Source organism: Streptomyces sp. MK7 (assembly GCF_032658145.1).
Taxonomy (GTDB): domain Bacteria; phylum Actinomycetota; class Actinomycetes; order Streptomycetales; family Streptomycetaceae; genus Streptomyces; species Streptomyces spiralis.
Window position 1 is genome coordinate 1 of record NZ_JAVACL010000074.1, and the last position, 20048, is coordinate 20048.

The window sequence follows — 20048 nt, forward strand, 5'->3', positions numbered from 1 at the left end:
AACGTCCGCTCTAACGTGCACGTCAGAGCAGTCTTGAGATGCATTCAGCCCCGGCGTGAACGCCGGGACTTTCTGCAAGAATCCCGGTAAGTGCTTGGCGGTTCGGCATGATGGCCGGGTGGCGAGGACGGGACGGCCGAAGGCCGAGCTGGCGCTGACCGATGACGAGCGTGAGATGTTGAACCGCCGGGCCAGGCGTCGGACCTCTTCGCAGGCGCTGGCCCTGCGCTGCCGGATCGTGCTGGAGTGCGCAACCGGCGCTTCCAACAGAGACGTTGCCGCCCTGCTCGGCGTCGAGGAGCACACGGTGAGCAGGTGGCGGGCCCTTCCAGGATGCGGACCACACCCTGGACCTCGGCCGCAACATGCACCAGGCCATCAATGAAGGCCACATCGACCGAGACCGTGGTCATAGCTGGTTCGCCGGCCTTTCCCAGGGGCCGTTCTTGCTTCATTCACCTGCTTCTTGCGAGGAGGCTCCGGCGTTCTCGCCGGTGAGGAATCGCATCCTGTGACAGCGGCGCGGAGCGCCGCCGTATCCGGCTTCCCAGGGCGCGGAGCGCCCTGACGGCTTGCCCGGCGGAGCCGGGCGAGGGTCAACATGCCTGGTGGTGTTCGCTGTTCTGGGTGATCTGGTCGGGAGAGGGGTGCGACTGTTCGGGTGTCGTGTGTACGGTCGCATGGCGGTGCCGGTGATCGGGGGCAAGGACCAGGGGGCGGGTGTGACGGCGGTGCGGGAGGCCGAGGGGTCCGGGCACGCCCGGTACACGTACCGGTTGCGGGTGTCGGCCACGGCGAGGGCGGGGCTGGAGGCGGAGTGGGGCCGGTGCCGGTGGCTGTGGAACGAGTGTGTGGCCCGCTCGCAGAGGGCCCACCGGGAGGGTGAGGCGTGTGGTCCGGCCCGGCTGGACAGGATGCTCACCCAGGCCCGCGCGGTGACACCGTGGCTGGCGGCGGGCTCCTCGCTGGTGCAGCAGCAGACCGTCCGTGACTTCGCCGCCTCCCGCACGAAGGCGTTGAAGGACATCGAGGACCGGCTGCCGTTGAAACGGCGGGTGGGCCTGCCCCGGCGCAAGAAGAGGCGCGAGGCGCAGCCCACGCTGAACTACACCCGGCGCGGCTTCCGGCTCAAAGGCGGCCGTCTGTGTCTGGCGGGTGGGACCGTGCTGAGGGTGGTGTGGTCCCGTGCTCTGCCCGCCGCGCCGTCCTCGGTGCGGGTCTACCGCGACCGTCTCGGCGCCTGGCACTGCTCCTTCGTCGTCCCCGCCCCTCCCGCTACGACCGGATGATGGCCCGCCGCAGACCGAAGAGGGGCCGGCCCGCGTCGAAGGGCTACCGGGAGGCGAAGAAGTGGCGGGCGAGAACGTACGCGAAGATCGCCCGGCAGCGGCAGGACACCGCCCGCAAGTGGGCGAAGAAGGTCGTGCGCGACCATGACGTGATCGCGGTGGAGGGCTTCCGGCCGAAGTTCCTCGCACGGTCGTCGATGGCGCGCAAGGCGGCGGACGCCGCGATCGGCGCCACCAAGCAGGCCCTGGTCGAGATGGGCCGCAAACACGCGCGGGACGTCCGTCTGGTGCATCCCGCGCACACCACCATGGACTGCGCACGGTGCGGAGCGAGAACCAAGCACGCACTGCCGCTGTCCGAACGCACCTACACCTGCACCGCGTGCGGAGCCGTGTCCCCTCGGGACAAGAACTCCGCCCGCGTGATGCTCATCCGGGCGGGTCTGAACCCGGCTGGCGTCGCGGGCGTAAGACCTCGCGGAGCGCCGCTCCGCGAGGCTGCCTGAGCCAGGAATCCCCTTCCCTTCAGGGAGGGGAGCATTCAATCTCGTCAGCGTGATCTGCTCCCGTTGATTCAGCCGTCGATGACGTCCGACAGCTTGCCGCCGTCGGCCAGGAGGTTGTTGCGGCCTGCATTGATGTAGGGAACAAGGACGCGAAGTCCGGTGAACGGGCGGCGGCACCGTGGGTCGTGTCTACCGGCTTTCCGTCAGCCGGGATCCCGCCGGAGTGCGGCGATAGAGCACCGCCCGTCCGGACCGGGCGCGGGTGACGAGGCCCGCCCGGTGCAGCACGCCCAGGTGGTACGACACCGTCGCGGGACTGAGGAAATGGCGTGCCGCGAGTTGCGCGGTGGAAGCCGGTCGCGCCAGCGCCGCGAGCAGCCCGGCGCGGGTCGGTCCGAGCAGCCGGGCCAGCTCGGTGGAGGAAGTCGTCGGCGCGGTGGCCGTGCCCCGCACCGGATAGGCCACCATCGGGGGCCTCTGCCCGTCCCGCACCGGGTCCACGGCCACGCCCGGCCCCGCCGCCACCAGCGACGGCACCACGATCACCAGGGGCACGACCAGCTCCACCGTGAACCGGCTGTCGACGCGCAGCGTGCCGTCGGACCACCGGATGCCGGGATGCAGCGAGTTGAAGAGCGCGGCTGCGCCGCGCCGGGCCAGCACACCGGCGCACCGGTCGACCTCCGACTCGAGGACGGCTTTCGCGTCCTCCCAGTACGGGGCGAAGGCCAGGTCCCAGTAGCGCCGCAGTTCCTTCGCGGCCTGCCGGGCGACGTACCCGCCGCCCAGGGCCATCGCCCGTCGCACCTGCGGCGGCAGCTCCGACCCCGCCAGGCCGTTGCGCGGGCGGCCGTTGCGCAGCGCTTCCAGCTCGCCCACGATTCGCTCCGGCGGGGTGGACCGGACCCGCTCCAGCTCCTCCTCGACGGAGGGCGAGGGCCCGGACGGATGCGGACTGAGGAAATCCGGCACATAACCGCCGCCGTCCAGGGCCAGCTCCGACAGCAGAGGCAGCCGCGCACGGCGCAGCACGCGCCGGGCGCGCGCGACCCACGGGTCGACGTCCGAGTCCGGGCGCAAACCCCATGGCAGCAGCGTCGCCGCGACCTCGTGCAACGGCGACAGCGCGAAGCGGGAGCGGGCCAGCCCGCCGGCGTCCACGGTGAGCTCGATCATGGCCCCCCCGGCTGCCCCCTGTCCCGTGTCCCTTCGAACCTGCTCGAATCGTGGCACGAAAACTCGCCCAGCGGGCCCGCTCGGCGCACTCTGGTCGCCGTCGGGGACGAGGGGGCGCGCAGGCGCGTGAGGACCGGGGGGATGCCGGGGATGCGGGGAGCACAGAGGGCCGAGAAGGCACGGGGGATGCGCAGGCCCAGAGCGCTGGCGACGGTCGCCCTGGCCGGCATGCTGGTGCTGTCGGGGACGTGCACGTCGACGGCGCAGGACCGGCCGGCCGCGGCGTCGGCCGGAGACGGCGGGGGACTCTCCGGCGTCGCGGCCTGCCCCGGCCTGGAAGGTTTCAGCTGCGGCACGCTGACGGTCCCGCTCGACCACAGCGGCAGCGTCCAGGGCCGGCTGGACCTGAGGGTCGCGACGGCGGACAACGTGCGGGCCCCCAAGGGCGTACTGCTGTTCCTGACGGGCGGTCCGGGGCAGCCGGGCGTGCCGTTCGTGGAAGGACTGAGCAAGAAGCTGACGCCCTTGCTGAAGGACTACCGCCTCGTCATGATCGACCAGCGCGGCACCGGCGCAGGCGCGCTGCAATGCCCGCAGCTGCAGCAGGAGATGGGGTCGTCCGATCTCACACCGCCCACCGCGCGGGCGGTGACGGACTGCGCCGCGGCCATCGGCCCCGACCGCCGCTTCTACAGCACGAGTGACACGGTCGCCGACCTGGAACTGCTGCGCCAGGCGCTGGGCGTACGGAAGATGACGCTCGACGGTGTCTCCTACGGCACGTACACCGCCGAACAGTACGCCCTGGCGTATCCGCAGCACGTGGCTCGGCTGGTACTGGACTCGGTGGTGCCGCAGACCGGCTACGACCCGATGGACCGCGCCGCCATGCGAGCGGCGCCGCGCGTGCTGACGGCGGCATGCGAGGCGATCGGCTGCCGTACGGACCCGGCGGCGGACCTGGCCGAAGTGGTGGCCACGTACGACAACGGCGTCGATGTCCTGGACGCGCTGACCACCTGGGAGTTCGTGGACCCGGACTACGCGGCGGTGATCGACGCCCTGCACCAGGCAGCGGGCGGCGACCCCGCAGCCCTGCGGGGCCTGATCGCGGGCGTACGGCAGGGAAGCGCGGCGACCGCGGAAGAGCTGAGCCAGGGGCTGCACGCCTCGACCCTGTGCCTGGACGGCCGCTATCCGTGGGGCAGGTCCGACACACCGGTGACGGGTCGCCGGGAGGCGCTGGAGAAAGCGGCCGCGGACCTGACCCCAGCCGACTACGGCCCCTTCGACGCGGCCACGGCGACGGGCCTCGGCTCGATGCTCAGCTGTCTGCACTGGCCGCGCACACCGGTGCCGCCGCTGCCGCCGGAGCACCGCCGGCTTCCGGGCGTACCGGTACTGCTGCTCGGCGGGGACCGGGACCTGTCGACGCCGGTGGAATGGCTGTACGACCAGAAGAAGCTGACACCGCGAGCCCGGGTCGTGGTGGTGCCGGGCGCCGCACACTCGGTGCAGAGCAGGGCGGCCAGTGACAAAGGCCGTCAGGCGGTGTTCGACTTCCTCTTGAGGCGCTGACACGCCGTCAAGGGGTCTTCAGCAGTGGTCCCACCACCACGAGATGCTCGGGTAGGGCAGAGGGCTGGTGTCCGTGGTCGACAGTGAGGGTGCCCAGCAGGCGGGGGTCTTGATGACGTCTTCCAGTGCCATGCGTTGTGCGGGGGACGGGTTGTAGCGCGGCGCGCACAGGTTGGCTTCGGTGTTGGCGATGATGAACTGACCGAGCCGCTCGATGAGGTACCGCACAGGCGGCTCGGCCGAGGGCAGCAGGCGCTCGCGCAGGCGGAGGAAGAGGAGCATCAGGCGGCACGGTCCCGGCGCAGGGCGTGGACGACCAGGGAAGGCTCGGTCGCAGGCGGGCGCAGCAGGGCCACGTCGATCGCGCCGCTGCGCAGCGCCTCCACCTGGTGCCTGCCCTGTTGCGCGACCGACGCCGCCTCGGTGCTCTCGCCGTCACCACCCTGGTCTTCGGCTCCCAGATCGCGACGTTCTTCCTGGTCGTGCAGTACGTCCAGCGGGTGCTGCACTTCGGCCCCATCGCCGCCGGGGCCGCGTTCTTGCCGATGACGCCGGGCATCTTCGCCATGGCACGCATCGCCTCCCAGCTGGTGGCCCGCTTCGGACAGACCCCGCTGCTGATCACCGGTACCCTCGGCCTGACCGCGAGCTACGTCTGGCTCAGCAACATCGACACGACCAGCGGCTACGTCACCGCGGTCCTCGGCCCCCTGCTGATCAACGGCATCTCTGCCGGACTGACCTTCATGCCGGCCGCCTCCCCGGTGATGGGCGGGGTCGCGCCGCAGCACGCCGGATCGGCCTCCGGCCTGCTCCAGACGGTCCAGCAGCTGGGCGGCGCCATCGGACTCGCCGTCATCGTCTCGGTCTACGCCGCCGGGGCTGTCCCCGGCCAGTTCGTCCCCGGCGCCCGCGCCTCGTTCATCACCACTGCGGCATTCACACTGCTGGCCTCCGCCCTGGCAGCGCTCGTCCTGTGCTCCCGTCGGCAGGTCCACGCCAAGACCAACTGAAGCACTACCGGACGAGCCGGTTCCCCACCCTCGTGGGGAGCCGGCTCGTCCGCCGTTCACCCGCCCGCGGCACGGGCGGCCAGATCAGTGCTCGTGACGGACGGGTGCCCACGCATCCCTCAGGATCATCTCGTGTCCGTTTGCTGCGTATCCGGGGACCAGTGGCGCACAGGACCGGTGCAGGTTGCAGTCCTTCGGGCAACAGAGGGTCGTGCCGCCACAGCCGGCCCTTGGCTGGGGCTTCCGGCGACCGGCCCGGCCGCGACGGGCCGGTCGCAGACGGCGCAGGGGACTCGGAGCATCTTCACGCCACCCGGTGTGAACGGATTGCCCTGCCTCAGTCAGCCCGCACTGTCCTCGCACCCGCTCAACGCGCGATAGGTCGGCAGGCCGGTGACGTGGCCGGGCACGCCGCTCTCGGTTTCCAGCGGGTCGGGTTTTGGATGAGGCGCCCTTTCTTACGCGCCCCGCCGCTGCGGGCCTGGCGCCCTCGTCGGTGTCGGCACGACGCAGCCACTTCGACAGCGTGATCGGGTGAACGCCGAAGTCGGCGGCGATCTGTTCCAGCGTGACGCCGGGCTCGCGGTTGCGTGCGCCCCGCACAACATCCTCGCGGAACTCCTTCGGATACGGCTTGGGCACTGCGACATCCTTCCAGGCCGGGGAAGGCGGTGTTCGCCGGAGCATGGATCCGCGTGGTCCCGCCACGTTTCACCTCGTGAGCGATGCTCGGCGACTCCCGATCAAAAGCCCTGACCCGGTGATTTCCGGCGGCGGGACGGGCGTGTGGAGGGAGGCCGCGGAAGCACCTGTCGACAAATGTGCCACTTGGCGCGATCCTGAGATCTCAGATCTACCCAGCGAGCCGATAGTCAGATCTAGCCGAAGCGGGAGAAACCACCGTGCTTCCATGGAGCTGCGACACCTTCGTGGCCATGGCCGACAGCGTGCCCGGAGGGCACGTCCTGCTGGCCAAGAACAGCGACCGCCCCGTGTCCGACACACAACCACTGCGCTTCCTGCCGCGCCGCACCGCACCGGCGGGTGCCACCCTGGGGCTGGCCCACGTCGAGATTGACGACGTCGAGGAGTCCTACGCGCACCTGGGCGGTTCGCCCTACTGGTGCTGGGGGCACGAAGAGGGCCTCAACGAATGGGGTGTGGCCATCGGCAATGAGGCCCTGTTCACCAGGGACTGGGCGGCCACGGTCTCCGCGGTCAAGGGCGGCGCCGCCCGGGACGGCGGCATCCTCGGCATGGAACTTGTGCGCCTGGGTCTGGAGCGGGGCCGCACGGCACGGGAGGCCCTCGACGTCATCTGCTCGCTGGTGGAGCGCTACGGACAGTGGGGCTCCGGTGTCGTGGGGCAGCCGCCGGTCACGGGCGGCTATGACAACTCCTTCCTCATCGCCGACGCCCAGGAAGCGTGGGTGCTGGAGACCAGCGGTCACCGCTGGGTCGCCAAACGGGTCACCGCGGGGACGTACGCCATCTCCAACCAGCCGACCATCCGCACCCAGTGGGACCGCGCCAGCGGCGACCTTGTCGAGCACGCGGTGGATTCCGGCTGGTGGGAGTCCGCGCCGGGGCGACCCTTCGACTTCGCTCGGGCCTACGTCGACCCTGGAACGCCACTGCAGTTGTCGCATATCCGGCTGCAGCGCTCACGCCAACTGCTCGGCGAGGCGGTGGATGCCGGTGGGGTGGGGCTCGGCCAGGCCCAGCGGGTGCTGCGCGACCACTACGAGGACACCTTCCTGGGCGGCCCGTACTTCAGCGCGGCGCTGCCCGACTTCCTGAGCCTGTGCATGCACTCCCACCCGTCGGACTTCACCTGGGGCGACACGGCCGGCTCGGCGGTGTTCGTGCTGCCGAAGAGCGGGGAGGGGCTGACTCACCTTTGGTGGACGCCGCTGACGCCCTGCACCGGTGTGTACGTGCCGGTGTTCGTGGACGCCGGGAGGGTGCCCGCAATCTTTTCCGCGGCGGGGACGGCCGGCGTCCGGGAGTGTCCTGCCGAGCAGGCGCCGGTGGACACGTATGACGAAGGGTCCTACTGGTGGCGGTTCCGTCGGCTGCTCGACCTGGTCAAGGGCGGCGAGCAGGCGTGGAGCTTCAACGAGAACCAGCCCATCGTGCGGCGGGCGTTCGACGCCCTGGAACGGCAGTGGGCGGCCGAACTCCCGCAGGTGGAGAAGGACGCGCTTGTGTTGCGTGAGCAAAGCGGTCACACGGCGATGGCGGACTTCCTGGCCGACTACACCGAGTCCTGTGCGCAGCAGGCACTGGAGGTCCTCGACCACCTCGTCGCGCAGCTGTCCGGCTGAAAGGCGTCCCGCCAGAAGCCTTGACAAGCCGATGTGACGTACCCATCCTACCGACCTAGAGGTCGAATCTGAGATCTCAAGAATCATTTGAAGGGGCCATGGACCGTCCAGAAACCGTTCACATCCGCAGCAATGGGCAGGTCACCCTTCCCATGCCGGTGCGCCGTGCGGCCGAGCTGCACGAGGGTGACGTGATCGAGGTCGTCCTCCAGGGTGATGGAACGATTCTGCTGCGCCCGGTCGCAGTCCTCGACCGCTTGCAGGCGGACCTGGTCTACCGGGTCGGGGACCGGTCCGACCCGGAGCTCACCGAGGACGACACAAGGGAACGGGCCCGCGAGCTGGTCCGACGCCGCAGGCTTCCGGTCACCACCGGGCGCGCGCTCGACGCGCTGGTGGAGCGCTACCAGCGCGGTGACCTGACCCAGCGGGCGTTCATCGGCGAGTCACTGATGCTGGGCCTGCCCTCGGCGTCGATCACGGCGCTGCTGGCCGGCACCGAGCCCGCCCCTGCCGACGCACCTCCCAGGCCCTCCGTGGCCGAGGAGGCACCGCAGGCGGTCGTGCGGATCGCCCAGGCGTACCACTCGCTGCTGTATCTGCCGCTGTACATCGCCCATGACGTCGGTTTCTTCGCGGACGAAGGAGTACGGGTCGAGATCACCACCGCCGGCGGCGGCACCGAGGCCTGGTCCGCGGTGGAGGCGGGCATCGCCGACTACTCGGTCCATGATCCGGTGTTCACCGTCCGCGCTTTCGAACAAGGGATCGGGGACGCGGTCGTGGTCGGCAGCATCTGCAACGGGCAGGCCATCCTGGCGCTGGCCGCGGACCCGGCCGTGGAGGCCACCGACGACCCGCGTGTCTTCAGCACGCGCACCATCGCCGGGCGCACCGTCGCCACCCAGCCCCAGCCCGACTCGCAGTGGGCCCTGCTGCGCTACCTTCAGTTCCTTTACCAGGCGGGCCCCGAGTCTTCCTACCGCGGCCTCCAGGTGCCGATCGGCACCGAACCGGCTCGCGTCCTGGCCGGGCAGGCCGACATCTGCCTCGCCTTTCCGCCGCAGGCGGACGTGGCCATGTCGCAGGGCCTACGCGAGGTCTTCGACTTCTCCACCTATTTCGGCCCGTATCTGCTGTCGGCTCTTGCTACCCGGCGTGGCAACGTGCAGGACAAGCCCGCACAGCACAAAGCGGTGATCGCCGCGCTGGAAAAAGCGTGCCAGTACGCCCATGCTTTCCCGGACGAAGCGGTCCGGGTGGCTCAACTGGAATTCCCCGGTGTCGACTCGAAGGTGATCGAGAGCGCCACACGGCGCTGTCTGCGGCGCAACTTCCTGCCGCCCCACGTCGCGGTGGACCACGAGGCCTGGAAGGAGAACGGCGTTCTCAACAGGTTCGTCGGCACCATTCAGCAGTACCACTCGTCGGCCGAACTGGTCGACAACGAGATGAGTCTTCACGTCTATCGCACGCTCGGCAATCTCCGCCTCGTGTGGGACGGCCCCCGCCCCATCGGGACACCGGTCGCCGTAGCCGGAGCGTGAACCAGACAGACGTGAGGTGGGACCAGAACGGCATGCCGGATGTCCCTACGGCCACCCATGCCCGAGGAAAGGTGCACCATGAGCGTACTGGCAAAATTCAGAGGACCGACGACATCGATCGACGACCAGATCGAGAGCTTCGCAATCAACCGCGTCCCCGCGAATCTGCGGTGGCCCATACCCGCCATCAGCCTCGTGCTCCTCGGCAACGCCACCGCGATGTTCTTCTTCTCCTTCGGTGCCCAGCAGGCCTTCCTCGTGGGATGGCCCGGGATGCTCGGCCCGATCGCGTACTTCTTCATCGGCTCCGTGCTGATCGGCATGCTCACCATGCGCATGGCGAGCCGGGAAGGCCTGTCGCAGAACCTGCTCAGCCGGGGTCTTGGTTTCGGCAGTCGGGGCGCGGCAGTCACCTCGTTCATCTACGCCATCAACTACGTCTTCTACTTCCTCTTCGAGGGAACGATCGTCTCGCACGCGATCGCGGAGTATTTCAAGGTCGACATCAACTCCATCGCCGGCATCGGCATCTTTGCCGTGGTGGGCCTGGTCACCCTGCTGGTGGTCCGACGCGGCATGCACGCCATGTCGTTCCTCCAGTCCTGGGGCTTCCCGGTGTTCCTGATCCTGCTCGGCTGGGGCCTGTACAAGATGTTCACGGCTCACACCCCGGTCAGCGTGGACGGCTGGCACGCCACCGGGGCCACGGGCAGCGTGGCGATGTGGAGCGCATTCAGCCTCGCCAACGGCCAGATGATCTTCCAGGGCCTGATGGCGACCGACTACGGGCGTTTCGCCTCCCGCAACGTCCGCTACCGCGGCACCGCCACCATCATGCTCGGTGAGCTCATCCCGATGTTCGCCGTGATCTTCCTGGGCGCCTTCATCGGCGTCACGCTGCTGAACGAACTGCACGGACCGAACGCGCAGTCCAACGCCCAGGACCCGGGCTTCATGTTCGTGTACCTCATGGGCGGTGTGGGTGTCGTCTTCGCCGTCATCACCCAGATCCGCATCAACGTCATGAACCTGTACGGGGGTTCCATCGCGCTCTCGTCCGGATTCGACGTCGCCGCCAACTTCCGCCCTGGCCGCCAGTACTGGACGTACCTGGTGTGGATTTTGGGCGTGGTCTTCTACGCATTCAACGTCATCAACCACCTGGGGACGTTCCTGGCTGTCACGGGTGTCCTCACCAACACCTGGGTTCTGATCATCCTCGCCGACTACTTCGTGTGCCGCCGCTGGATGAAGCTCGGCCGGTCGGAGAACATCGAGTTCGAACCGCACGAGGTGCGGTCCTGGAACCCCTGTGGTCTGGCCTCGCTCGGACTGGCGGTGCTGGTCGGCGCGCTGGGCATCGGCGGCGTGTACCCGGTGTACTACGCGTCGTTCATCTCGATGCTGCTCGGCCCCATCCTGCACGTCGCGTTCACTGCGGGGACCAAGGGCCGCTACTACAAGCCCGTCCAGGTGGACGAGGCCTCGGCACAGCCGCAGAGCGCCCTCACGTAGAGGTCGAACACCCGGGCCACGGCTATTCCCGCGGAGACCGGCCCACACGACCACCTGTGCCGCCGGAGTCGGTACGCCCCACGCGGCATCACACCCGGACCAGACGTGCACCGCACCCGGTGCTGTGACAAGCGGCCCCTCCATCTCGCCACGTGGGAATGTCCTCACCCGCAAGAAGGGGATCAACGCCACCGCACTCGCCGCCTGCGTTGGTACCTGCCGGCCGGCGGGGTGGTGGGCGGCCGACTTTCCGCGTGGGCACCAAGTGATCAGCCGGGCCAGCGAGTTGCGTCCTCTCCGCGGTGAGCGGGCGGTGGAGCACGGCCGCGGGCCGTAGGACTCTTCCATCCCTTGTTCGTCATGGAAATACGCACCCGCACTGTGCACATCCGCGGCTTCACCGTCCGGCGTCAGGCGTGCAGCACGACCTTTCCGGCGACGGTGCCGGACTCGGCCAGCCGCATCGCCTCGGCGACGCGGGTGAGGGGCAGCTCGGCGGCGATCCGGGCGGTTATCTCGCCGCGCTTCAGCGCCGCGAACACCTCGGTGAGGTCGGCGTGCAGCCGGGCGCGGAAGCGGCTGGGGCTGAGGGCCCGGCCGGCCCAGACGTTGAAGAAGTAGGCGCGGCGGCCGTTGGGCAGGGCGTCCCACACCCAGATGCGGCCCAGCAGCTTGAGCACAGGCCACTGCTTGGAGCCCTCATCGTCCCGGGTCGAGGCGCTGCCGTAGGAGACGAGCGTGCCGCCGGGCGCGAGAAGACGCCAGGAGCCGATGACGCTGCGGCCGCCGACGTGGTCGAAGACCGCGTCCACGCCGCCCGGGGCGAGCTCACGGACGCGGGCCGGGATGTTCTCGCTGCGATAGTCGACGGGGGTGACGCCCAGGGTGCGGAGCGCCTCGTGGTGGCGGGCGGACGCGGTGCCGATCACCTTCGCTCCCGCGGCGTGGGCGAGCTGGACCAGGACGGACCCCACTCCCCCGTTGGCGCCGTGGACCAGGACGGTCTGCCCGGCGCGGATGCGGGCCTTGCGGTGCAGCATCTGCCAGGCGGTGATGCCGTTGATCACCACGGTCTCCGCCTCCGCAGCGCCGATCCCGTCCGGGACCGGCACCAGGTCGGCGGCGTCGACGACCACGTGGCTGGCCCAGCCGCCGACCTTGAGCAGCGCGGCCACCCGGGTGCCCACCAGGCTGGGAGCGACGCCGTCGCCCGCCGCCATGACGGTGCCGACCAGGTCGTAGCCGGGGACGAACGGGAAGGGCGGCTGGTCGTAGTAGCGGCCGCGGCGCATCTGCTGCTCGGCGAAGGAGACACCGGTCGCCTCCATGCGGACCACGACCTGGCCCGGTCCGGCGGCAGGAACGGCCCCGTGCCGCACCTGCAGCCCCTCCGGCTCGACCTTGCCCGGCAGCACGACCTCGACCATTGCTCCAGCGTTCATGACGACCTCCATCGACCCGACCAGCGCAGTTACTGGCTGACGCTCTAGTTAGAAGTTATAACTGCGATGGAGTGACAGTCAAGAGCGTTCGTAATAGGGTCTAACCAGAGTGTGGCGTCGAGCTCGCCCGGATCCCCAGGAGCCGGTGATCACACGCGGAAGGGATGAGTACATGGCCGTTGCGGGCAAGGAGACACCCCGCGAGCGCTACCGGGCCCAGCTTCGGGCGGAGATCAAGGCACGGGCCTGGGAGCAGATCGCCGCCGCGGGGGCACCGGGGCTGTCCCTGAACGCCATCGCCAAGCAGATGGGCATGAGCGGCCCCGCGCTCTACCGGTACTTCGCCAGCCGGGACGAGCTGATCACCGAACTGATCCGCGACGCCTACCGCAGCCTCGCGGACACCATCGGCACCGCCGCCGGATCGGGTGCGGACCTGGCGGGACTGGGACGCACGCTGCGCGCATGGGCACTGGACGATCGCCAGCGCTACTACCTCATCTACGGCACACCGGTCCCCGGCTACCACGCACCCGACGACGTCACCGCGATCGCATCCGAGATCATGGAAACCCTCCTCGACGCCGCCCAGTCGGCCGGCGCAGCCGCCGAAAGCCCGGACGACGGCCACCCCGACGCCCGCCTGGAGGCCCACCTCGCCCAGCACCGGCAATGGACGGCCGGCCACCCCGCGGAACCGGCCGCCCTGCGCCGCGCCCTGCTCTTCTGGACCCGCCTGCACGGCCTCCTCTCCCTGGAACTGGCAGGCCACTTCACCGGCATGGGCCTCGACCCCGCCGAGCTGTACGACAGCGAACTGCGCCACCTGAGCCAGTAGGCAGCCCCTCCAGGCACAAAGGCTGCGGGCGGGCGGATGAACGAACCGGCCGACTACAGTGGACCGACCAGTCCATTCCGTGGGGGTCGGCATGACCGGGAAGCTGACGGCGAAGGGCAGGGCCACGCGCGGCCGGATCGTCGAGGGAGCCGCCGAGGTCCTGCGGGAGCGCGGTGTCACCGGGGCGACGCTGGACGACATCATGGCGCGCACCCGCACCAGCAAGAGCCAGCTGTTCCACTACTTCCCGGCCGGCAAGGACGAACTGCTGCTGGCGGTCGCCCGGTTCGAGGCCGATCAGGTGATCGAGGACCAGCAGCCCCATCTCGGCCGCCTGGACTCCTGGGAGGCCTGGGAGCGGTGGCGGGACGTGGTCGTCGAGCGTTACGAGGCGCAGGGCGACCATTGCCCGCTCGGGTCGCTGTTCTTTCAGATCGGGCGTTCCACCCCCGGCGCGCGGGCGATCGTGATCGAGCTGATGCGGCGCTGGCAGGAGGGCCTGGCGGCGGGCATCCGAGCCCTGCAGGCCGCCGGCAGGCTGCCCTCGGACGTCGACGTCGACGCGAGGGCCGCGGCCCTGCTGGCCGCGATCCAGGGCGGTGTGTCGATCCTGCTGTCCACGGGCCGGTCGGCCCACCTGCGCGCCGCGCTCGACCAGGGGATCGCCGACCTGCGCCGGACCGGACGCGCCGGGGACTGACCCCTCCCCCCGGCCTCGGCGGGGCAGGCGCCGCCGGTCGGCACCGGGCGTCAGGCGGCGATCACGGCGGCGGTGGTTCGGCCGCCGTCGACGTCGAGCACGATGCCGTGGACGAAGGAGGACTCGTCGGCGGCCAGGTACACAGCCGCCTTCGCGATGGCGTCGGGCGTGCCCATACGGCCCGCGGGGGTGCCTTTCATCATGGTCTCGGCGGGGTGGACCTCGCCGGGAACGGACGGCAGCACGACGCCCGGGGAGATAGCGTTCACCCGCACGCCCCGCGGCCCGAACTCGGCCGCCCAGGCCCGGGTGAGGGTCTCGACGGCGCCCTTGGTGGAGCTGTAGAGGGCACCCATCGGAATGCCCAGCCGCGCGATCCACGACCCCAGGTTGACGATCGCCCCGCCCCCGGCCTCCGCCATGGCCGGCGCGACGGCTGCGGTGAGGAAGAAGGGCGCCTTCACATTGACCGCGTAGACCTCGTCGAAGGTCTTCTCGTCGGTCTCCGCCGTGCTGTCGGCGGGGTAGATGCCGGCGTTGTTGACGAGGACGTCGATCCGGCCGCCGAGGACCCGGCCCGCCTCCTCGGCGAGTGCCCGCGAGGCGGCGGCGCTGCCGTCCAGGTCGGCGCGGACGAAGTCGGCGCGACCGCCGCGTGCGCGGATCCCGTCGACCACCTCCGCGCCGCGCTCGGGGTTGCGGCCCGAGACGACGACATGCGCCCCCTCGGCCGCGATCTCCTCCGCGATCGCCCGCCCGATGTTGCTGGTCGCCCCGGTCACCAGGGCGGTCTTGCCTGCCAGCCGATTCGGCATGGTCACTCCCACAGCAGGTCGTTCCGTGTGGACCCGAGCGGCCGGAGGGCGGGTGCCGCCGCGACCGTCGGGGCCCTGGAGGACCAGGGCAGTGCCACTGTGCGGAAGGAAAAATGGACCGGCAAGTCCAGAAACAGTGCCGGCTCGGTCCTTGCCGAACCGGGCGGTGAGCCTCTGGCGCAGGACAGCGCGCTCGCGGGCGGTGGCGGCAGCCCAGACGCCCTCCGGGGTGAGGCCGGGGTGAGACAGGGCCCATTGCAGGCAGGCGGCGGCAACGGGGCAGCACCGGCAGGCAGCACCATCCGGCGCGCAGCCCGGGTACTACCGGAACGCGGCCTCATCCTGAGAGTGCACGGCCGGGGCACCTTCGTCGCAAACCCGGTGCCACCGGAAGGCGACAGGAAGCCCGACCCGAGCTGACGGGGGAACTTCACTCATTGTCGGATGTGACGTTTTGTTCGGCCCAGATGGTCTTGCCGGTGGGGGTATGGCGGGTGCCCCAGCGGTCGGCGAGTTGGGCGACGAGGAGGAGGCCGCGTCCGCCTTCGTCGTAGAAGCGGGCGCGGCGCATGTGGGGGGTGGTGCTGCTGGTGTCGGAGACTTCGCAGATGAGGGTGGTGTTGTGGTGGATCATGCGGAACTGGACGGGGGGTTTGCCGTAGCGGATGGCGTTGGTGACGAGTTCGCTGACGATGAGTTCGGTGATGAAGCCGGCCTGGGTCAGTCCCCACGTGGAGAGCTGGGCGGTGGCATTTTGGCGGACGCGGGCGACGACGGCGGGGTGGGGCTGCAGGTCCCAGGCGGCGACGCGGTCGGCGCTGAGGGCGCGGGTGCGGGCGATGAGCAGGACGATGTCGTCGTCGGGGCGGTGGGTGAGGGTGGCGGTGAGGACGTGGTCGCAGACGGTGTCGAGGGTGTGGGCGGGGCGGACGAGGCCGGCGAACATCTTGTCGAAGGCTTCGTCGATGTCGTGGTCTCGGCGTTCGAGGAGGCCGTCGGTGTAGAGGGCGAGCAGGCTGCCTTCGGGTAGTTCGGTCTCGGTGGCCTCGAACGGCAGGCCGCCCAGGCCGAGCGGGGGGCCGGCGGGAACGTCGAGGAGGTAGGCGGCGTCGGGAGTGACGACGGCGGGCGGGGGGTGGCCGGCCCGGGCGAGGGTGCAGCGGCGGGTGACGGGGTCGTAGACGGCGTAGAGGCAGGTGACGCCGATGCCGCCGGCGCCTTCGGGGGCGCCTTCGGGGGTGGCTTCGTCGGCGGAGAGGTGGATGACGAGGTCGTCGAGGTGGGTGAGCAGTTCGTCGGGCGGCAGGTCGACGTCGGCCAGGGTGCGTACCGCGGTGCGCAGCCGGCCCATGGTGGCCGAGGCGCGGATGCCGTGGCCGACGACGTCGCCGACGACGAGGGCGACGCGTGCACCTGACAGCGGGATCACGTCGAACCAGTCGCCGCCGACGCCGGCCAGGGGGTCGGCGGGCAGGTAGCGGGAGGCGATCTCGAGGGCGGCCTGCTCGGGCAGGACCCGCGGGAGCAGGCTGCGCTGCAGGGTCATGGCGGTGGTGCGTTCGGGGGTGTGGCGCCGGGCGTTGTGGATGCTCAGGGCGGCCCGGGCGGTGAGCTCCTCGGCCAGCTGCAGGTCCTGGGGGGTGAAGGGGGCGGGGTTGTGGTGGCGGCTGAAGAGGGCGGCGCCCAGGGTGGTGCCTCGGGCGCGCAGCGGCACCACCATGAGCGAGTGTGTGCCCCACTGGCGGAGCCGGGCCGCACCTGGGTCCTCGCCGGCCCACCGGGCAAGGGCGGGGCCGGTCATCTCGTAGAGCGTCCCGCGGTCCTTTCCCAGGCATTCGGCCACCGGGGACAGCGCCGGGAAGGTGCTGGACTCGCCGACGGCGACCGGGGACTCGGGGTTTCCTTCCAGGACCGAGCGCACGGCGGCGCGGCGCATGGTGATCGGCCCGGCCAGGGCGGTGGCGCCCGCTTCCCCACCGCGCGCGGGGAGCAGGTCGACGGCGGCGAAGTCCGCGAGGCGGGGGACGGCGACGTCGGTGAGTTCCTGGGCTGTACGGGCGATGTCCAAGGTGGTGCCGATACGGGTGCCGGCCTCGTTCAGCAGCATCCGCTCCCTCTCCGCGTGCCCCTGGTACGCGGTCAGGCACACGCCCCGCAGCCGGCCCGCTCCGTCGCGCAGCGCGGTGAGCGACACCGGCCGGCCGCTTTCTGGGCCGTCGGCGCGTCCGGCGTGGGCGGCGGGGAGGAAGGCCTCGGTCCACTGCGGCCGGCCGTCCTGGAGCACCCGGCGCATCCGCGCCTGGATCTCCTCGCCCACGGGGTGCGGCGCGATGTCCACCAGGCGCAGCCCACGCATCTCGGCCTCGGTGAGCGAGAGGGCGCGCTCCATGCCGGTGTTCGCCGCGAGGAGCCGCAGATCCGTGCCGAAGACGGCCAGGATGCACGGGGACTGCGCGAACGCCCACTCCTTCAGCTCCCTCGGCGTACCCGGCTCCTCCTCCTGCCCCCGCTCGCCCGGTGTGTCTTGCGGGTGGTTTCCGGGGTACGGCGGCGGGCCGGTCACGGCGCAGAGAAGGAGCCACTCGGTGGCCGCACCGCCGGTGGGGGTGCGGCGGTGGGCGAGCAGGTGCTGTTCGAGGCGGCCGCCGTCCTGGTGGCGCAGCGCTACGGTGCCGTTCCACCGGTCCTCGCCGGCCGCCTGGTGCCCGGCCGCCCGGCGGGCGGCCTCGCCGGTGTCGTCGGCGAGCAGGCGGGTGGCAGGGCGGCCGATGATCTGTGAGGGCTCGTAGCCGAGCAGGCGCCGGGCGCCCTCGTCCCACCCCGTCACGATGCCGTGTTCGTCGACAGTGGCTGTGGCCGTGACGGTGGCGGTGCGGGGCGGCTCGAGCGGGGCGGCCGCCTCGCCCGGCCGTTCACCAGGAGGAGTGGGAGGGTGCTCCATCGGCGCTCATCTCGCCTCGCTCGTTCCTCGACCGCTGTTCCCGGGGGGAACCTCCACGGCCAGGTCCCTACCTACAAGCATGATCCTGCGGGGCAGGAAGTACCAGCACGGTGCTTGGTGAGGTGCCCGGGCCAGGCGGGGCGCGGACCGCCCGCAGTGGGCGGTGCGCTGTGTGCGGGGCCGGGTACCGAGGGTGGTTCCGTAACGTCACCTGCATGAGCGGATAACGAAAATCTCAGGAGATGTGCGGCGGCTGGAACCGGCCTGGGCCTGCCTGTGTCAGTCAGGGGCATCCCCCGTATTCAAGGCATTCGTTTGACGCCCTCTCCTGCCCGAGGCAGGAGATTCTGGTCCGTACCGCTACGCGGTACCACCTCGGGTTCCTGTTTCACAGGCCACTGCCGACCGGTGAGGGTCGGTCTTGCACGGCCTCCGCAGGCCTGACTTCCCGCCCGTCCGGCGGTAGGTCCGACAACTCCGTCGTCGGACAAGGCGATCTCAGCCATGCCGCTGCGCCCCTTCGGGCCGCTACGGGCAGGGTGCCCTACACCTCCACCCTGAAGGGTGGAGCACTGGGCAAGTGTTCGGCAGCCGGCCCGGCGGGCCGTGACCGCGAGGGTGACAGCGATGTGTGTCCTGCCCGCTCCGGGCGGCCCGGGCAGGGCGGCGTCCGCCTCGGCCTCGACGAACGAGAGGGTGGCCGGGTCCTTGACCGAGCTTGGAGGTCCACAGCCCGCCGCGGAAGCGACGGTCGTCACGGACGGCCAGTTCCTCGGACAGCACCAGGTCGGGGAAGCCGAGGTAGCCCGGTTGAGGATCGTGCCGGTGGGTGTGACTTGCCGTTCTTCGAGCGATATGCAATACGTGGAAAGAGACTCTTCAGCGGTCGCCGAGGAACCCCTGCTGGCCGTGCTGGAAGAGGAGCGCCATGTCAGGAGCGCAAGAGGCCGCCGGGCGCGTGATCATCGGACGTTACCGGCTTCTGCGTCGGCTCGGTACCGGCGGCATGGGACGTGTGTGGCTGGCGTACGACCAGGAACTGGCGTGCGAGGTCGCGCTCAAGGAGATCGTTCTGCCGCCGGACGTCCCCGAATGCGAGGTGCGCTGCCGGATCGCGAGGGCCCGCGGTGAGGCCCGGCACGCCGCCCGGCTGCGCAACCATCCGCATGTCGTCACCGTGCACGACATCGTGGAGGAGGGCGGCCTGCCGTGGATCGTCATGGAGTTCGTGCCCGATGCCATGGATCTGGAGGCGGTGGTGCGTGAGCAGGGGCCGCTGCCGCCCGGCGAAGTCGCCCGGATCGGTCTGGCGGTCCTCGACGCCCTGCTGGAGGGACACCGGCTCGGTGTCCTGCACCGGGACGTCAAACCGGCCAATATCCTGCTGACCCATCCGGGGCCCCAGCCCTCCTATCCGACGGAGGGCGGCGGCCAGGTGATGCTCACCGACTACGGCATCGCGCTGGAGCCGAGCTCCGGGGAGGACCGCCTGACCGCCACCATGGAGGTCCTCGGGACGCCGCGCTTCATGGCCCCGGAGCGGGCCAACAGTCAGCCGCCCACCCCTGCCGCCGACCTGTTCTCGCTCGGGGCCACCCTGTACTACGCCCTCGAGGGGGCCGGTCCCTTCGACCGCGACACCGCCCTCGCCACGCTGACCGCCCTGCTGTTCGAGTCCCCGAGCCTGCCGCGCCAGGCGACGGAGCTGACCCCGGTCCTCATCGGGCTGCTGGCCAAGGACCCCGCGGACAGGATGGACGGTGAGGAGGCCGCCCGGCGGCTCGCCTCCATCGCCGACCAGCCCCACCCGTTCCCTTTGCCGCAACCGGCTCCCTCACCGGAGGTGCCGCCGCCCGAGCGGCCCCCCGCCTCGAAGCCGCCGCGCCCCCAGGAACCGGCCCCGCCGACCGTGATCCTGTCGCCGGCCGAGCCGGAGGAGCCGACCGGCCCGCCCCAGGAACCACTGCCGCGCACAGAGGAGCCGGCCGGCCCGCCCCTGGAACCGCTGCCGCGCAAAGGGGACGAGGCCCGGCCGCGGCCCCGCCCGCCGCGGCCCGGAAACCGACGGACCAGGCTCATTGCGGGGGTGGCGCTGGTGGCGCTTGCCGCGGCGGGCGGCGGCATCTACCTGGCACAGTCCCGTTCCTCGGGTCCCACCGCACCGTCCGTGTCCTCGATCCAGGTCGGCAAATCCCCGGGCGGGGTGGCGGTGTCCCCGGACGGACGCCGGGCCTACGCGACCAACTACTTCGGCCCGGCTTCGGTGTCGGTGATCGACACCGCCACCAACCGCACCGTGGGCAACCCCATCGGTGTCGGCTACAAGCCGTACGGGGTGGCGGTGTCCCCGGACGGAGGCCT

Annotated in this window: 15 protein-coding genes and 3 pseudogenes; 10 read left to right on the forward strand and 8 right to left on the reverse strand. The window is 70.7% G+C overall.

The annotated features are described in order from the left end of the window. Positions 1 to 175 precede the first annotated feature (175 nt). On the forward strand, positions 176 to 385 hold the full coding sequence (locus R2S09_RS37915) for a helix-turn-helix domain-containing protein (protein ID WP_316745701.1): 210 nt from the start codon (positions 176 to 178) through the stop codon (positions 383 to 385). Positions 386 to 722: 337 nt separating this feature from the next. Next, a pseudogene (locus tag R2S09_RS37920) lies at positions 723 to 1795 on the forward strand (RNA-guided endonuclease InsQ/TnpB family protein). Between the two features lie 189 nt (positions 1796 to 1984). Here R2S09_RS37920 and R2S09_RS37925 read toward each other — a convergent pair. Next, on the reverse strand, positions 1985 to 2971 hold the full coding sequence (locus tag R2S09_RS37925) for a winged helix-turn-helix domain-containing protein (protein ID WP_316745679.1): 987 nt from the start codon (positions 2969 to 2971) through the stop codon (positions 1985 to 1987). A 186-nt stretch (positions 2972 to 3157) separates the two neighbouring features. Here R2S09_RS37925 and R2S09_RS37930 point away from each other — a divergent pair, with 186 nt between their 5' ends. After that, positions 3158 to 4549, forward strand: coding sequence for an alpha/beta fold hydrolase (locus R2S09_RS37930; RefSeq protein ID WP_316745681.1), 1392 nt, complete (start codon positions 3158 to 3160; stop codon positions 4547 to 4549). Between the two features lie 18 nt (positions 4550 to 4567). On the opposite strand, the gene R2S09_RS37935 is transcribed toward R2S09_RS37930, so the two are convergent. Continuing rightward, a complete protein-coding gene (locus R2S09_RS37935) occupies positions 4568 to 4831 on the reverse strand; it encodes a hypothetical protein (protein WP_316745685.1) in 264 nt (87 codons plus the stop codon). Positions 4832 to 4938: 107 nt separating this feature from the next. Between R2S09_RS37935 and R2S09_RS37940 the strand changes: the two genes are divergently transcribed. After that, a complete protein-coding gene (locus R2S09_RS37940) occupies positions 4939 to 5562 on the forward strand; it encodes an MFS transporter (RefSeq protein WP_399145583.1) in 624 nt (207 codons plus the stop codon). A gap of 84 nt (positions 5563 to 5646) precedes the next feature. Here the strand turns inward: R2S09_RS37940 and R2S09_RS37945 are convergent, their stop codons facing one another. Beyond that, positions 5647 to 6249, reverse strand: a complete 603-nt coding sequence (locus tag R2S09_RS37945) for a transposase (RefSeq protein ID WP_316745689.1) — start codon at positions 6247 to 6249, stop codon at positions 5647 to 5649. 248 nt (positions 6250 to 6497) lie between these two features. Between R2S09_RS37945 and R2S09_RS37950 the strand changes: the two genes are divergently transcribed. From R2S09_RS37950 to R2S09_RS37960, 3 genes are all read left to right on the forward strand, one after another. After that, positions 6498 to 7889, forward strand: coding sequence for a C69 family dipeptidase (locus tag R2S09_RS37950; RefSeq protein WP_316745691.1), 1392 nt, complete (start codon positions 6498 to 6500; stop codon positions 7887 to 7889). 98 nt (positions 7890 to 7987) lie between these two features. Continuing rightward, a complete protein-coding gene (locus tag R2S09_RS37955) occupies positions 7988 to 9436 on the forward strand; it encodes an ABC transporter substrate-binding protein (protein ID WP_306192797.1) in 1449 nt (482 codons plus the stop codon). Positions 9437 to 9514: 78 nt separating this feature from the next. Then, positions 9515 to 10951: a hypothetical protein gene (locus tag R2S09_RS37960; protein ID WP_316745693.1), complete on the forward strand. Its 1437-nt coding sequence runs from the start codon at positions 9515 to 9517 to the stop codon at positions 10949 to 10951. Positions 10952 to 11361: 410 nt separating this feature from the next. On the opposite strand, the gene R2S09_RS37965 is transcribed toward R2S09_RS37960, so the two are convergent. Then, on the reverse strand, positions 11362 to 12393 hold the full coding sequence (locus R2S09_RS37965; protein WP_316745695.1) for a medium chain dehydrogenase/reductase family protein: 1032 nt from the start codon (positions 12391 to 12393) through the stop codon (positions 11362 to 11364). Positions 12394 to 12565: 172 nt separating this feature from the next. Here R2S09_RS37965 and R2S09_RS37970 point away from each other — a divergent pair, with 172 nt between their 5' ends. Together R2S09_RS37970 and R2S09_RS37975 are read left to right on the forward strand one after the other, a co-directional pair. Further along, on the forward strand, positions 12566 to 13231 hold the full coding sequence (locus R2S09_RS37970; protein ID WP_316745697.1) for a TetR/AcrR family transcriptional regulator: 666 nt from the start codon (positions 12566 to 12568) through the stop codon (positions 13229 to 13231). Between the two features lie 91 nt (positions 13232 to 13322). Continuing rightward, complete coding sequence (locus R2S09_RS37975; RefSeq protein WP_306192801.1) at positions 13323 to 13931, forward strand: TetR/AcrR family transcriptional regulator; 609 nt, start codon at positions 13323 to 13325, stop codon at positions 13929 to 13931. Positions 13932 to 13981: 50 nt separating this feature from the next. Here R2S09_RS37975 and R2S09_RS37980 read toward each other — a convergent pair whose 3' ends face one another. From R2S09_RS37980 to R2S09_RS37990, 4 genes and pseudogenes are all read right to left on the reverse strand, one after another. Beyond that, positions 13982 to 14746 (reverse strand): SDR family NAD(P)-dependent oxidoreductase, encoded by a 765-nt coding sequence (locus R2S09_RS37980; RefSeq protein WP_306192802.1) that lies wholly within the window; start codon positions 14744 to 14746, stop codon positions 13982 to 13984. A gap of 195 nt (positions 14747 to 14941) precedes the next feature. Beyond that, positions 14942 to 15031 (reverse strand): annotated as a pseudogene (locus tag R2S09_RS40825) (WhiB family transcriptional regulator); the annotation flags it as partial. Positions 15032 to 15176: 145 nt separating this feature from the next. Then, on the reverse strand, positions 15177 to 17687 hold the full coding sequence (locus tag R2S09_RS37985) for a SpoIIE family protein phosphatase (protein ID WP_316745699.1): 2511 nt from the start codon (positions 17685 to 17687) through the stop codon (positions 15177 to 15179). Between the two features lie 590 nt (positions 17688 to 18277). Beyond that, positions 18278 to 18548, reverse strand: a pseudogene (locus tag R2S09_RS37990) (ATP-binding protein); the annotation flags it as partial. Between the two features lie 67 nt (positions 18549 to 18615). Between R2S09_RS37990 and R2S09_RS37995 the strand changes: the two are divergent. Beyond that, the coding region (locus tag R2S09_RS37995; RefSeq protein WP_306192804.1) for a serine/threonine-protein kinase at positions 18616 to 20048 on the forward strand (1433 nt) is incomplete at its 3' end.

Bases quoted from the DNA above. Each gene is read 5' to 3' on its own strand.
- R2S09_RS37925 (WP_316745679.1), bottom strand. From the start codon at position 2,971: ATGATCGAGCTCACCGTGGACGCCGGCGGGCTGGCCCGCTCCCGCTTC.
- R2S09_RS37950 (WP_316745691.1), top strand. From the start codon at position 6,498: ATGGCCGACAGCGTGCCCGGAGGGCACGTCCTGCTGGCCAAGAACAGC.
- R2S09_RS37915 (WP_316745701.1), top strand. From the start codon at position 176: ATGTTGAACCGCCGGGCCAGGCGTCGGACCTCTTCGCAGGCGCTGGCC.
- R2S09_RS37965 (WP_316745695.1), bottom strand. From the start codon at position 12,393: ATGAACGCTGGAGCAATGGTCGAGGTCGTGCTGCCGGGCAAGGTCGAG.
- R2S09_RS37980 (WP_306192802.1), bottom strand. From the start codon at position 14,746: ATGCCGAATCGGCTGGCAGGCAAGACCGCCCTGGTGACCGGGGCGACC.
- R2S09_RS37935 (WP_316745685.1), bottom strand. From the start codon at position 4,831: ATGCTCCTCTTCCTCCGCCTGCGCGAGCGCCTGCTGCCCTCGGCCGAG.
- R2S09_RS37960 (WP_316745693.1), top strand. From the start codon at position 9,515: ATGAGCGTACTGGCAAAATTCAGAGGACCGACGACATCGATCGACGAC.
- R2S09_RS37970 (WP_316745697.1), top strand. From the start codon at position 12,566: ATGGCCGTTGCGGGCAAGGAGACACCCCGCGAGCGCTACCGGGCCCAG.
- R2S09_RS37955 (WP_306192797.1), top strand. From the start codon at position 7,988: ATGGACCGTCCAGAAACCGTTCACATCCGCAGCAATGGGCAGGTCACC.
- R2S09_RS37930 (WP_316745681.1), top strand. From the start codon at position 3,158: ATGCGCAGGCCCAGAGCGCTGGCGACGGTCGCCCTGGCCGGCATGCTG.
- R2S09_RS37975 (WP_306192801.1), top strand. From the start codon at position 13,323: ATGACCGGGAAGCTGACGGCGAAGGGCAGGGCCACGCGCGGCCGGATC.
- R2S09_RS37985 (WP_316745699.1), bottom strand. From the start codon at position 17,687: ATGGAGCACCCTCCCACTCCTCCTGGTGAACGGCCGGGCGAGGCGGCC.
- R2S09_RS37945 (WP_316745689.1), bottom strand. From the start codon at position 6,249: ATGCTCCGGCGAACACCGCCTTCCCCGGCCTGGAAGGATGTCGCAGTG.